Origin of the sequence: Kineosporia babensis, assembly GCF_021129305.1 — a bacterium.
Classification (GTDB): Bacteria; Actinomycetota; Actinomycetes; order Actinomycetales; family Kineosporiaceae; genus Kineosporia; species Kineosporia babensis.
The window spans coordinates 316,221-329,683 of record NZ_JAJOMB010000003.1; the positions used below are offsets into that span (position 1 = coordinate 316,221).

A 13,463-nucleotide genomic window follows, 5' to 3' on the forward strand; every position below is an offset into this window, starting at 1 on the left:
ATCCCGCCAGGCGCTGGAGCAGAGCCGAGCCTTCCAAGCAGAGGACACCTGCCCCATCCTCTCGAGGAACCTTCACCCGGCCAGTCAGGCACGAGAAGGATCGTCGATCCGCATACGGATCATGAACCGCCCATGCCCGGGAAAGACTTCGAAGACTCCGCCGACCGAGAGGACCCTCCGCTGCAGCCCGGGCAGGCCGCTTCCTCCAGCGCGCTCCGGCTCACCTCCCTCTCGGCGCGGATCAACTTCGTTCTCCACCTCCGCCAGCAGACTCGCCTCCCCCCAGAAGACGCTGATGCGAATCACCGACCCGTGTCGTCCATGCCGGAAGGCATTGGTCACCCCTTCCTGGACGAATCGGTAGACGACCTGTTGGCGGTCGGGATCCGGATGCCAGGTGGCCGACCCCAAGTCCAGAGCAAGGTCCCGACCTGCTGCACGGGCCAGCTTCACCAGTTCGGGTATGTCCTGGATGCCCTGTCGTGCGAATTGCCCCTCCCGACCCTGCGGATCCTGAAGTCTGCGAACCGACTCACGGAGCTCCTTGGCCGACGTACCGGCGAGGGTTGAGATGTTCTGTAGCGCCGACAGGGCAGCACGCTCATCACGGTCGAACACATGCAGAGCACCTCCGGCCTGCAAGGCGATCAGGCCTACCGAGTGGTTGAGCACATCGTGCATCTCCTGGGCCATCTCCAGCCGATCGTCCCGGGCCGCCAGTTCGGCCTGCAGATGTTTCGACTCACTGCGCACCCTCGCCCAGACATGGGCCCTGATGCCACGCCCGGCGGCGAAGGCGATCAGCGGATCCTGGACCAGCGGCATCACCGAGGAGAACGAGATGAACCTACTCACCAGGGAGTCCAGAACAACCAGGACAGCCACGGAGAGTGCGGCACAGAGCAACGCCCCGCGGAGGGTGACCACCAGGCAGACGAAGAACTCCGCCAACAACAGATCGTAGGAGACATGCACCTGGTACCTGAGCAGAAGCACGACGAGCGCAAGATTGATCAGGTAGACCGGCCAGGGGTAGCGGCGGAAGAACAGCATGCAGCCGCCGCCGACCACCGTCGCGCACAACGCGGCCACCTGTGCCCTGCCCTGATAACCGGCTGACCGGATGATCAGGGACTGCATGACCACGGCGAAGGCCGCCGCATAGCACCCCTCACGAGTCAGGGTCAACGATTCCGTCACTCGACTGATCCTTGGGCGTACCGTGAATTCTACTGGAATATAACTCATTTTGATTCCTTCGATCAGGACGTCAGCGCTTCGCCCGAACCGGTGAGACCAGTCCCGGGAATCGGTGGACACGTCAAGCAGATCCGAAACCGCACCGATGGCAGGAGTGTTCAGCATCCCAGCGCAACGACGAGGGACATCCATGACCGACACCACGAACCAGACCCTGCCCGAATGCCCACCCGACGACTGGCTGGACGAGTGGCTGGACGAGCGCGCCACCGGCGACCACTACTGGTTTGATCCGATCGGCTCAGCTACCTTCGACCGAATCGTGTTCAAGGCCAACAGCAATCGAGCCAAGATTGTCTACCGCAAAAACGGGAAGACGAAGAAGTACCGGTGCACCGTGTCGCCGGCACTCGGCGACACCCCGGCCTGCACGACCTACCTGATCGACAGTGGCGTCGTCGGCAGCATCACCTACGGCGGCAACGTCTACGGCCGCACCTACGGCTCCATCCAGTTCCAGAGCAGCTCCAAGCAACAGTACGACTTCCGCGTCACCGAGAAGTGAACCCCTCACAGGAAAACCTTTTCGCAACACGACCAGACATGCCAAGGAGCCAACCATGACCACGACCTCGCAGCCTTATGCCGACCTGACGGACCTGCCGTCCACCGAGGGCCAACTGGTCCAGGCCGCCAACGACCCCAACGTCTACTTTATCCTGGACGGCCTGCTGCGCCTCGTCCCGGATTCCACCACCCAGGCCAACCTCTTCGGCCCCACCCCGACCATCCAGCAGAACTTCGACATTACCTCGCTACCGATCGGTGTCCCGATCACCTCCGGAGCGGTCCTAGCGGGCGCTCCCTCCTACGGCGTCTGCCTGTTCACCGAGTCCGTAAGGCGCCATGTGCTCGGTGGAAACATGCCGATCTACGGCTTCGTCTGGCCCACGACTCTCGCGACGCTTCCCGACATCCTGTTCGAATCCGTGAGCGGTGGACCCGACATCGGTGTCCCGGTCCCCACACCGTAGGCAGGCACTCGACCGGACCAGGGTGCGGCGGGAAGTCTGACGCGATCCTCCCGCCGCACCCGCACAAGCCCTCATCTGATGGCCCGCCTTGCTAAGGTCCGGCCAGGCACCCAGTTTGTCGGGGCCAATCCGAGCAGTACGATATTCCGTTTCGGAAGGCCGCCGATGCGACCCCAGGATCCCGAGGCCCGGCAACCGACGCCGCCGCACCCTGGCACCGAGCGGTTGACCAGGGTGCTCCTGGTCGACGACCAGCCCTTCGCCCGCGCCGCAGTCCGCTGGTTGCTGTCCGGCGCTCCCGATCTGGTGGTCGTGGGCGAGGCCGGGGACGGCCCCCAGGCCCTGCGCCTGTGCGCCGAACTCGACCCGGACGTCGTCGTGCTCGACCTTGGTCTACCTGGGATGAGCGGGCACCGGGTTGCTTGGCAGCTCAGAACCAGTTCCACCCAATGCCCGGCGATTCTCGCCCTGACCGGACTGGCGCCGGAACGCAGTGCGGCACAGGCGCTTCAGGCGGGAGTCACGGGCTACGCGCTGAAGGACTCCCCCGAACATCTGGTGGCCGCAGTCCGGGCCGTGGCCCGAGGAAGGGCATGGCTGGATCCGGCGGCAACACCGGCCTCAGAGTTTCCGTTTCCGCACATTCCCTCGCCCCGGGCGGGTGAGGCCCACCATCGGTGGATCGTCACCTTTCGGATCGAGGGCCTGCTGGGTCACCGTGACCCGGTCCAGGCCGAGTTGCGCCGAGCTCTGCTCACCGTGGCGGCCAAGGCAGTTGCGGACACCCAGCTGATCTGGGCATCGCTTGACATTCGGGACGAGCCCGAAGGCCTCTGCCTTTTGATCCCGGCCGACGTTCAACCGGTACGGCTGGCCGGACCGTTGCTCGGGAACCTCGAGAACGCCCTGGCCGAGATCGCGATCAGGTTTACCCCCGCCACCCGACTCCGGATCCGCATGTCCCTCCACCATGGGCTCGTCATCGCAGATCAGGCGGGCTGGACCGGGGGTGCGTTAGGCATGTCCCAGCGCCTGGCTGAAGCTGTGGCCCTGCAGAACGCTCTGCGGCGGACACCCGGCCAACTGCTGGCGGTCCTGGCCTCCGACGATTTCCACCGAACGGTGCTCGCCCCAGGGCACCGATCAGTCCGGTCCGAGCACTTCCACCCGGTGGAACTCGGCCCCGGCGAGCGAGGCTGGCTGTACGAGACCACCTCCGAAGAGCCTCAGACTTTCACCTCAGCCCTCGCTCCTCCAAAACCCTCGCGTGAAGCTGAGAACACCTGATCCGGGGCACAGCCAGGGGGCAGCAATGAAGCCGATCGGACCGGCACTGGTCTACCACCCGCTGTCGATTTCCGAGGCAGAAGAACCGCACTGCGCGCAGAAGACCTCCGCTGCGGAGTAGAGATCCTCGATTCCAACGCCTGCTCGTGGTGGATTGAGTCGCTCCGCACGGCCCCTGGGACGACCTCCTGGCCTTCCTGTTCGAAGCACGGCCGACCAACGAGTTCGACGGTGCATCATTCATGCTCCAAGACAAGGAAATTTGGAGCGCCACATTCACCGGTAGCAGAAGCGCAGGCAATCCTTCGCGACCCGCTGCGCTCGCGCTTGCTGGCAGCACGGCAGATGCTCCACGAAGAGCCATACCTAACAATGGTTCGGCGAAATTCCTTTCGTCCCGAGATCCTTCGGTAAACATTCACGTGGTGGCGCGAACAGCCGGGATCCAGGGGTTTCCGGTCAGGGCGTCGCGGAGTGTGGTGAGGATGTCGATGCCCTGTTCGGTCGTGCTCTCTTCCCGCGGTTGCTCGCCGGGATGCGGTCAACATCGACGCGCTGAGCCGATGGGTAGCACGTCTGCCCGAGGGACACCGCAACTCCGGTCTGTTTTGGGCTGCTTGCCGAGCGGCCGAGCACGGGATCGACGACCTGTCGCCGTTGGCCCAGGCCGCCGTAGATGCCGGACTGCCGCTGCGAGAGGCCACCAACACGGTCGCCTCGGCCCTGCGCAGGGTCGGGGGTACTGCCCGCGGGCATCCGGACTACCCGCGGCTCACGCCGAAACCTTCTACCAGGCTGCATGTGCCGAAGCCGCAACGTACGCGCTGACCAAGGCGGCGGCAATATCCACAGGCCCCCACGGACGTCCCCAGTTATCCACAAGAACCCGCTCTCACACCTGGCCGGATCGCCCGTCCGGGCAGGCTCCTCATTAGGGAGGCGAACTGATGTCGTACGTACGTGAGATGACGGTCGTGGCCCGCGCTATCGACACGTTGCTCAATCACCCGAGCACGCTGGATCCGTCCGAGACCAGTCTGGCCCTGGCCGCCCATGCCGCGCTGATCGAGTTGCTGCGCGATCGGACGTCCGCGTTCCGGTACACCAACGTCGACGCTGAACCACGGCACAACGGTGTGCCCAGCCTGGACCGCCATCCCGTGGCCCTGCTGGAAAAGCATCTGCGTAACCATCCCCAGATCCGGACCGACACGGTCACGACCATCGTGGAGACGGCGCCCAGCACGGTCAAGGGGCGAGCCTGGCAGACCGTGTTGATCTCGTCGATGAGGGCTCAGGTGGCGTGGTCTGAGACGCCGGCCTCGCTCAAGCCCGTCGGCGATGAGATCTGGAGCCATCTCGCCGACATTGCCGAGATCACCGAAGCCGTGACTCTGCTCGATATCGACCTGGCCGAGCACCTTTCCGTGCAGAAACAGCACCAGGACGCCGATCGGCTACGGCGGGGAGCCCGCTCCGGGATCGCCATCGCGGCTCGCGAGGTGCGCTACCTGGCCGCTGGCGGAGAGCTACCGGTCATCCCGGACCACGGTCGAGAGTCTCTGCGAGTCCTGGCCAACCCGAGCCCGGCCGACTTGCCGCAGGCTCTTTCCCGGATGGGGTATCGTCTGGCCTCGGGCGGTCCGACCTCGCCGCGCGCTTACCTGGCGGCCGCGATGGCAACCGCCATGACCGCCGAGATGGCCGCCGTCACGCTCCAGTCCGCCGGGATCGACCAGACCACGTTGCGGCTGCGCAACCTGGTCAAGGACCTGAGATATCTGCAGAAGCTGAGCAAGTACGTCGTCACACAGGGCCCCACGACACCGGCCAGCCTCGAACAACCCCGCCAGATCCAGCAACTGCTCCTCGGCATGAGCAAACGCAAGGAACAACTGTCGCTCCTGGATGCTCTGGCCGCGGCCAAGGAGATACCGAACGCTTTGGCCCTGATGCGTGACTGCGTCGAACAGCAAATGCGCTCCGGGCACTGGAAGGTCCGACGAGATCTCAAGAGCGGCGCGGCCTGGGGCCCGGCCGACATGAACGGCTCGCCACCGGTCTTCCTTGATCGCGCCCGAGCCGTAGCCCAGCGCGCCGAGAACCTAGCCGCCGTGCTCCGCGACGTCCAACCGCACAACCCTTCGGCGCCCATCACCGCCCCACGAAACATCGTGCGAGCCGCACTCAACCGCAGAGGACCACCCCAGCGGCCGGGCCTACCCGGGCTCGCCCGCTACGTCTACCGCGGATCCAGACCCTAACCACCGCAACGAAAGGAAACCCACCATGAACGACGTCACCCCCGATCAGCCGGCACCGAAACATCTGCTCCAGGCCCGCTCAGCGCTCGAAGCCGTGCTGCTGAACGATGACCTCGACATCTACAGCTTCGCCGTCATCAGCGACGCCCTCGCCCAACTGGTGGAACTACACCCGCTGCAGGCACCCAGCTCCGACGAGCCGGCTCCGCTCGCGCTCCTGCCCGGGGTCGAACGGGCCGCTGAGGCATTGGCCGCAGCCGCTGAGGACGCCGAAAGCCCCCGCGAACAGATACGCATCGCGCTCCTCCGGCGTCACCTCGGCGACCTTCTCAACTCCTCCAAGCAGTAGGTCGGCGCCCACTGCTTTCCACCGCCGCATCACGGCGCCAAGGGTCGAATCTCGGAATTTGCTAACTCCGGAACGATTCTGCACAGGTAGCCGCTCGCCTGCCGGCCACCTCGTGACGTGGGAGGCGAAAGTGGCTAAAGAGGAACCAGAAGCGGCTCGCCCATCCGCCAAGAGCTGGGACGACATCGAGTTCGTGCTGCCGGCCGAGCCACCGTCGCTGACGCCGGCGGCAGCCAGCGTGCTGCTGCGCATCCTGCTGGGAACGGACGAGGCCGAACACATACGCATTCGGCGTGGTCAGGGCCCCAAGAATCCACAGGCCACCGGAAACGGTTCAGAGGAGCCGGATTCTGGTGAGACAGTTTGGAGACAGTCCGATCTCGGGGAGGAAGCGGAGTGAGCAAGCGGTTCGCGTTCTACGGCAGGGTCTCCACTGAAGACCAGCAGGATCCTGAATCGTCGAAGCAATGGCAGCTGGCCCGATCCCGCGCGCTCATCGAACCGCACGGCGGCGAGATCGTGACCGAGTTCTTCGACGTCGGCCTGTCCCGGTCTCTGCCGTGGAAGCGCCGCGAGGAAGCGGCTGCACTCCTGCAGACCTTCCGTGAACGCGATCGAGGGTTTAATGCTGTGGTCATCGGCGAACCGGCCCGCGCCTTCTACGGCAACCAGTTCGGCCTGACGTTCCCCGTGTTCGAGCACTACGGCGTCGAGCTGTGGGTACCGGAAGTCGGTGGGCGCATCGATCCCGGCAGCGACGCGCACGAGCTGGTCATGACGATGTACGGCGGGATGTCCAAGGGCGAGCGCAACCGCATCAAGATCCGGGTCAAGACCTCCATGAAGGCCCAGGCCAGCACCCAGGGTCGTTACCTCGGAGGGCGCCCGCCCTACGGGTACCTCCTGGCGGACGCGGGGCCGCACCCGAATCCGGGCAAGGCCTCCGCCGGACAGCGAGCCCATCGGCTGGAGGTAGACCCGACCGCCGCTCCCGTCGTGCAGCGCATCTACCGCGAGTACCTCCAGGGCCGGGGTACGGCATCGATCGCCAACCGGCTCACCCGCGAGGGCGTGCCCTGCCCCTCAGCTCACGACCCCGCTCGCAATCGTCACCGCAGCGGTGCCGCCTGGGTGGCCTCAGCCATCGAAGCGATCCTGCGCAACCCGCGCTACACCGGCTACGAGGTGTGGAACAAGCAGCGCAAGGAAGAAGTGCTCATCGACGTCGAAGACGTCGCGCTCGGACATCAGTCCCGGATGCGCTGGAACGCACGCGAGAAGTGGATCATCTCGCCGAGTAAGCGCCATGAGGCGATCATCGACGAGGCCGACTTCGACCTGGCCCAGTCCGCGCTCAAGGACCGAGGACACCAGGACGTCTCACAGCGCACGGTCAGAGCCCCACGCCGATCGACACGGCCGTACCTGTTCCGTGGCGTCATCACCTGCGGACGCTGCCAACGACACATGGAAGGCTCCTGGAACAACGGACGAGCCCACTACCGGTGCAAGCTGAAACTGGCCGACCGCGCTCTGGCCGAAGCCGGACATCCCAGCACCGTCTACGTCCGCGAGGACAAGATCCTCCCCCACCTCGACGCCTGGCTGGACCAACTGTTCTCCCCCACCCGCTGCCACCAGACCGTCGATCTGCTCCGCGAAGGCAGCAGAGTTAGCGGCATCGAGAGCCGCCGGGAGTCCCTGAAGAAGCTGCAGGCCTGTGACGGCAAGATCCGGCGCTATCGCGAGGCCCTGGAAGCCGGCGCGGACCCCAGCATGGTCGCGCAATGGACCAGCGAGGTCGTGGCCGAACAGGCCCGCCTGACCGTCGCCCTGCGCGACCTTGAACCAGCCAACGAGCTGAGCAAGAAGGAACTACTGCAGGTCGTGGAAGAGCTGGGCGGCCTGTCCCAGGCATTGAAAAAGGCCGAGCCGCGAGATCGTGCTGATCTCTACCTGCAGCTCGGCCTTCATCTCTGCTATGAGCAGGACAACCGCCTGATCAGGGCTACTATCATCCCTGAAGCATGTACTACTTTACGTGTCCGAGGGGGGACTTGAACCCCCATGCCCGATAAAGGGCACTAGCACCTCAAGCTAGCGCGTCTGCCTATTCCGCCACCCGGACTTGTTCGCTGGGTTGTTGCTGTTCCCTTCGAACGAGGAAAACATTAGCATGAACGAGGGGTGGCTGTTGCACGCCCTGGCGCACCCGCCTGGAGCAGGGATGTTGCGCCCATCGGGGGACATGTAGGCCGTATCGATCACTACGACAACCCGGCTGCACCCAAGCCCAACAGTCTGGTTCCATCGGCAAACGCCCTGGTCACGAACGATCAGGGCGAGGCTTTGGTGATCCGCCGGTCCGACAACGGCAACTGGGCCCTGCCCGGCGGTGGGATGGACCTGGGCGAGAGCATCGTCGCTTGTGGCGTGCGGGTGACGCTGGAGGAGACCAGCGTCACGGGGCTGCTGGGGATCTTCACCGACCCGAAGCATCTGCTCGAGTGCACCAGCGACGGCGAGGTTCGACAGGAGTTCTCCGTCGTCTTCCTGGCCGCGTTCGTGCACGGGGAGCCCACGCCCTCCAGCGAGTCGAGCGAGGTGCAATGGGTCGACCCGGCCCAGCTCGCAGGGCTCACGATGGACCGGTCGATGAGGTTCAGAGTCGGTCTCTGGCCTAAAGCCGGGCATTTGCCCCATCTCGGCTAACCGGCGCTGTCGGGTACTCAGCCGAAGCTACTGCTCACCCGCAATTCACGGCGCCACGAACTGCCCAGCAACAGCGCCAGCAAGCCCGGAACACGGCTCACCTCCGCAGCGATGCAAGGCACGAACGCGCCGGCCGAACTCAGCCACGACCGCGCCATGCGCACAACGGCCGGGCTCAGCCGTGACGTCCAGATCGAGCGCCAGTGCCAAGAGGCCCGGCAGCCGCCGAACCACCCGCCACGTGTCACGCACCGCCGTCGTTCAGGGCCGCACCGCGAGAACCCGCGGAGATTCAGGTCGCCCGTGGCCATGACCAGTCGTCGAAACGTCCGCCAGACAACCGAAGCTGGCACACACGACAGCAATCCGGGAGTCGACGTGTTCACCATTGGTCAAGCGAACCGTTGCCCCACGTTCACTTTCCGAACCCGCCGTCAGACAAGCAACCAGCCGCACAGAAGCATGCCGTCGTAGGCAAACCCGCAGCCAGGCCATCGTCCTCAAACAACACGCCTCGTAGCCGAACAAACGCAACGGCACGACGTTCTCGGTAAGGCGAACCAGGTGATCTCAGCGCGTCCTGTGAGCGAGGCCGGTCCGCTCGCGGCATCCGCGGATGCATACCCCCACGCCTGGCCGGTCCCGCTGCCGGGCGCCGTTGCCTCGATCAGCGTGACCGGCCGGCCCTGGCGCCAAAGGGCACTCGCCAGGGTCGTACCGATGGTTCCTGCCCCCACGACCGCGACCTCTCGTTCACCACGAGCGTCACGAAGCGTCAAAACGGTTGATCAGCCGGTGATCAGACGCAGGATGAGGTCGTTCAACGGCAGACCTTCCTGCCTGGCCTGCTCCTTGAGCCCGTCCAGTACCTCAGCCGGAAACTGCACCGGGACACTGACATACGGTGCAGCCAGATTCTGCATCTGCTCACCGTGCTCCAGCAGCGCCTTCACTTCGGTTTCATCAAGCCACTGCTCGCTCATACCGCCTCCTAGCCCGACAACTCGGCACAGCCTAGGCCAGCAGGGCAGCATCGGCGCCACCGGACCCGTCGATCACCCCACCCGCCAGATGTAGACGCTGTTGTCGGTGGCCACCGCCAGCGTGGTGCTGTCCGGGCTGAACTCCAGTGTCTCCAGTTCCTCGTCATGGCTCAGCTTGGCCAGGCGCTCACCGGTGCGCACCGCGTAGAGCGAGACGTTCTTGCCGTCCTCCGACCCCGCCGCCAGCACATCCCCGGCCGGGGCGAACGCCAGCATGGTCACCGGGTTCTTCCGGTCGATGCTGACCACCTCGTCGAACCCGTTCAGGGTCCAGACGGTCAACTCGCCGTCGCTCTCCCCCACCGCGAAGTAAAGATGACTCGGGTCGAACGCCACTGCCGTCGTCGAATAACCACGCCGCCAGACCACGCTCATGGTCCACAGGTCCCACAGCAGCGCACCGTCCCCGGAAGCACTCAATACCCAGCGCTGATTACCCGAAACCGCGAGGTCGGTGAGGATGCGCTGGTCATGGATCACCGTGTCGTCGTCGCCGTCCCACAACCGCAGGGTGCGATCGTCGGCCCCGCTCATCAGCCGGTCCCGGCCGCACCAGACCACCTGGTTGATCTCGTCGTCGTGGCCGATCAGCAGGTCGTCGGACTCGGTGTCGGGCGGGCTCCAGAGCCGGATGGTCTCGTCGCCGGAGGCCGAGGCAAGGCGGCCTTCCGGGCTGAAGGCCAGGTCGTAGACCTCGCCGCGGTGCTCGTCCAGGGTGATCCGCTCGCCGCCCGCGCCGATCAGGACGATCTCGCCGTTGCTCAGGCCGACCGCCAGCCACCGGCTGTCCGGCGAGAAGGCCAGGCTGTACACCGATCGTTCGAAGCTGATTTCGTCGTCCAGCTCGACGTCTTCGGCCGTCCACAGCGCGATGCGGGTGCGGCCGGTATCCCAATTATGGGACGAGGTGGTTGCGTTCGTAGGGGCAGTCACCACCGGTGGTGGTGGAGGTGGTGGCGGGACCAGTCCTCGCGCGGTGACAAGTTCGGGTGGGCCGTTCAGCGGGACGAGCGGAGCAAGCGCGGCAAGGGCTTCAGCGAGGATCGGGCTGCGGGTGGCGCCGCCGCTGGCCAGGATGCCGCTCAGGTCACGCCATTGAACGGAGTTCGCGGCGAGCAGGCGCCGGGCGTGCTCGATGGCCTGGTCGATGGTGGGCCGGGCCAGGACCGCCAGTTCGTCGCGGCTCAGGGTGAGCTGGCGGGGACCGGTGCGCAGCGGGTTTCGGGCATAGGCGATGCGGGCCTCGCTGAGCTGGTGCTTGGCCTCACGGGCGGCGGCGAGCAGGTCGGCGGCATCGGCCGGTTCGGGGGCGTCGCCGAGCTCAAGCTGGTCCAGCCAGCGCTCGACAACAGCCTCATCCAGTGCGAAGCCGCCCACCTCGTCGGTGCCGAGCACGTCGAGCACCTGGGGTGTCCCGCTGCGGCCGGCGACCAGGGCCAGGTCAAGCGTGCCGCCGCCCAGGTCGAACACCAGCCAGGTGCCGTCGCCGACCTCGCCCTCGAGCATCGCCCGGGCTGCGGCCACCGGCTCGGGGGTGAGCGTGACCGGGACTCTGATGCCCCCGGCCGTGAGGGCCTGGCGCACCAGATCCTGTCGGCCGGCCTCGAAGTCGGCCGGTACCCCCACGTAGACCGCTTCCACCGGCTCGGCGCTCAGCAGCGCGGCCCGTTCCAGGACCCGCCGCACCAGCACGCCGAGCAGTTCGTGCACCGGGTGCGCCGTACCACCGAGATATACCGGCGCCGGGGTTCGGAGCAGGCGCTTCAGGTCGTCGCGGTAGCGGTCGGGATGGGTCACCCGCAGCGTCTCGGCGGCCTGACCGATCAGCCAGGCACCATCCGGTGAGGCGGCCACGGCGGCCCGGAACCACTGCTGTCCGTTGCCCGGGTCGGGGACCACCCGCTCCCCCTGGGCGTCCACGATCACCGCGGCCACCGACCAGGTGCCCAGGTCGATACCGATCTTCGCCATGCTCAAGGCCTTTCTGGGGTGTCGATCTGGGCCAGCAGAGTGTCGAGACTGCGTTGCAGGTCGCGGGCGGCCAGCCGGGCCGAGCCGGTGAGGGTTGCGGCGGCCGTGGCCCAGCGCGCGGCTGCGGTCACGGCGGCCTGCCTCAGCTCCGCAGGCGAGGCACCGGGCTCCAGCCCAAGGCGCTCGGGCAGACCCATCCCCCGTTCACCGGTCAGTCGCAGCAGATCTTCGCGCTGGGCCGGGCTGAACCTCACCAGACCCTGGTAAACCTTGCCCAGCACGTCGATTTGGGCGAACAGGACGCTGTGGGCCAGCATCACGTCCTCCAGTCGGCGGCCGATGTCCTCGCACACCGCCAACTCCTGAGAGCCAGGCGGTTGATGCAGCCGGATGCGCCGGTTCGCGGCCGTGATCTGCGCCAGCGCGCCGCTCACCCGAATCGCCCCGGCCCGGGCACCGAAGTGGTTGTGCACCAGGTCGCGCAGGGCGGCCACCCCGGAAATCCGGTCGAGTTCGGCTCGTAGCTCATCGATCGGAGGCTTGGCCCGGGACTGCACAATCGCCCTCCACAAGCCCCACGAACTGAAGGTGGTGATCAGCCGTTGCCGACGATCCGGTTCCAGTGGAAAGTCCGTGCGAGCTGCGAATGCCCTGGACTGATGCGGCATCTGAGCGAAGGATTCCAAGAGCAAGTCATCCTCGACGCCGGTGAGTTCGGCGATCGCGGCGAAGTCCTCGTCCGTGGCCAGAGCCGCGGCTTCGCCCAGCAGAGCATTGACCGGGACGATCGCGTGGAACAGTCCGCGCCCCGGCCCACGCATGGTGGTCTCGATCTCGCGGCGGGCCAGGACGAAGGGATCGGTGTCGACGGTGGGATCGCGGCGCCGGTCCCGCAGCAGGCCGAACCAGTGCTCGTTGGCCCGGGGCACCACCCCGATCGCCTTCATCGGGGTCAGCGGTGCCGAATCGTCGCCACCGGTGCTGAATTGGCGCGCTACCTGTTCACTGACCTGGCTGAGGCCCTCGTTGGCGATCGCATAGACCACCGCATCGGCCGCCCGGACCTCGTCGCCGGTCAGGATCGACAAGGCGTTCTGCGCGTCCGTGCCGTACACCGAATTGAAGCCCGGGGTATCGATCAGCCGGAACCGGCTCAGCAGCGGGGCGGGCAGAGTGACCACCACCCGTTCCACATCATCCAAGGACGCATCCGCCCGACGGGCGGTGAACTCACGAAGCCGCGTCAGCGAGACGTCCTCTGCGGTGCCGTCTTTACGTAGGACACGCAGCGAAGGGCGAGATCCATGGACGATCTCGGTGAGGACGTAGGTCGTCTCCAGTTGGCCGGTGGCCATCGCCGCCTCCGCCTCGGCGTCGGCCACCGTAAGTCCGCCTTCGGCCCCGATCAGGGCGTTGACCAGGGTCGACTTACCGCGTTTGATCTCCCCGGCGACAGCTACCCGCATCGGTTCACCGAGCTTGCGCCGCCAGGCCTCGGCCTGATGACCCACGGGCGAGGTGACCGAACGACTCAGAGCCGCATTGCGGACGTCGGTGAGCACCTCGGAAACGGAATCCTCGAGTGCGGTGGCGGACACCGACG

At 66.2% G+C, this 13,463-nt stretch carries 13 protein-coding genes and 1 tRNA gene; 8 read left to right on the forward strand and 6 right to left on the reverse strand.

Features of this window, described 5'->3' with window-relative positions; translation table 11 throughout:
• Window positions 1-84: 84 nt before the first annotated feature.
• On the reverse strand, window positions 85-1,200 hold the full coding sequence (locus LR394_RS42760) for a sensor histidine kinase (protein WP_231439808.1): 1,116 nt from the start codon (window positions 1,198-1,200) through the stop codon (window positions 85-87).
• A gap of 190 nt (window positions 1,201-1,390) precedes the next feature.
• Here LR394_RS42760 and LR394_RS07320 point away from each other — a divergent pair, with 190 nt between their 5' ends.
• From LR394_RS07320 to LR394_RS07350, 7 genes are all read left to right on the forward strand, one after another.
• On the forward strand, window positions 1,391-1,765 hold the full coding sequence (locus LR394_RS07320; protein ID WP_231439810.1) for a hypothetical protein: 375 nt from the start codon (window positions 1,391-1,393) through the stop codon (window positions 1,763-1,765).
• A gap of 55 nt (window positions 1,766-1,820) precedes the next feature.
• Window positions 1,821-2,234, forward strand: coding sequence for a hypothetical protein (locus tag LR394_RS07325; protein WP_231439812.1), 414 nt, complete (start codon window positions 1,821-1,823; stop codon window positions 2,232-2,234).
• A gap of 165 nt (window positions 2,235-2,399) precedes the next feature.
• Window positions 2,400-3,521, forward strand: a complete 1,122-nt coding sequence (locus LR394_RS07330) for a response regulator (protein ID WP_231439813.1) — start codon at window positions 2,400-2,402, stop codon at window positions 3,519-3,521.
• Window positions 3,522-4,468: 947 nt separating this feature from the next.
• Window positions 4,469-5,785 carry a hypothetical protein gene (locus LR394_RS07335; RefSeq protein WP_231439815.1) on the forward strand — a complete coding sequence of 439 codons (1,317 nt, stop codon included), beginning with the start codon at window positions 4,469-4,471 and terminating at the stop codon, window positions 5,783-5,785.
• Between the two features lie 25 nt (window positions 5,786-5,810).
• Window positions 5,811-6,134, forward strand: coding sequence for a hypothetical protein (locus LR394_RS07340; protein ID WP_231439817.1), 324 nt, complete (start codon window positions 5,811-5,813; stop codon window positions 6,132-6,134).
• A gap of 130 nt (window positions 6,135-6,264) precedes the next feature.
• Complete coding sequence (locus LR394_RS07345; RefSeq protein WP_231439819.1) at window positions 6,265-6,534, forward strand: hypothetical protein; 270 nt, start codon at window positions 6,265-6,267, stop codon at window positions 6,532-6,534.
• Window positions 6,531-8,195 carry a recombinase family protein gene (locus LR394_RS07350; RefSeq protein ID WP_231439820.1) on the forward strand — a complete coding sequence of 555 codons (1,665 nt, stop codon included), beginning with the start codon at window positions 6,531-6,533 and terminating at the stop codon, window positions 8,193-8,195. Before LR394_RS07345 ends, LR394_RS07350 begins: the two co-directional genes overlap by 4 nt.
• Here LR394_RS07350 and LR394_RS07355 read toward each other — a convergent pair.
• A tRNA-Leu gene (locus LR394_RS07355) sits at window positions 8,177-8,262 on the reverse strand. The two genes, LR394_RS07350 and LR394_RS07355, sit on opposite strands and share 19 nt — an antisense overlap.
• Window positions 8,263-8,321: 59 nt before the next feature.
• Here LR394_RS07355 and LR394_RS07360 point away from each other — a divergent pair.
• Entirely contained in the window at window positions 8,322-8,846 is a 525-nt protein-coding gene (locus LR394_RS07360; protein WP_331283049.1) for an NUDIX hydrolase, read from the forward strand.
• A gap of 500 nt (window positions 8,847-9,346) precedes the next feature.
• Here the strand turns inward: LR394_RS07360 and LR394_RS43575 are convergent, their stop codons facing one another.
• The 4 genes from LR394_RS43575 to LR394_RS07375 all read right to left on the reverse strand — a co-directional run bounded on the left by LR394_RS43575 (window position 9,347) and on the right by LR394_RS07375 (window position 13,458).
• Entirely contained in the window at window positions 9,347-9,625 is a 279-nt protein-coding gene (locus tag LR394_RS43575; RefSeq protein ID WP_407936996.1) for an FAD-dependent oxidoreductase, read from the reverse strand.
• A gap of 9 nt (window positions 9,626-9,634) precedes the next feature.
• On the reverse strand, window positions 9,635-9,829 hold the full coding sequence (locus LR394_RS07365) for a hypothetical protein (protein WP_231439825.1): 195 nt from the start codon (window positions 9,827-9,829) through the stop codon (window positions 9,635-9,637).
• A 72-nt stretch (window positions 9,830-9,901) separates the two neighbouring features.
• A complete protein-coding gene (locus tag LR394_RS07370) occupies window positions 9,902-11,860 on the reverse strand; it encodes an Hsp70 family protein (protein WP_231439827.1) in 1,959 nt (652 codons plus the stop codon).
• Between the two features lie 2 nt (window positions 11,861-11,862).
• Window positions 11,863-13,458 (reverse strand): dynamin family protein, encoded by a 1,596-nt coding sequence (locus LR394_RS07375; RefSeq protein WP_231439829.1) that lies wholly within the window; start codon window positions 13,456-13,458, stop codon window positions 11,863-11,865.
• Window positions 13,459-13,463 lie beyond the last annotated feature (5 nt).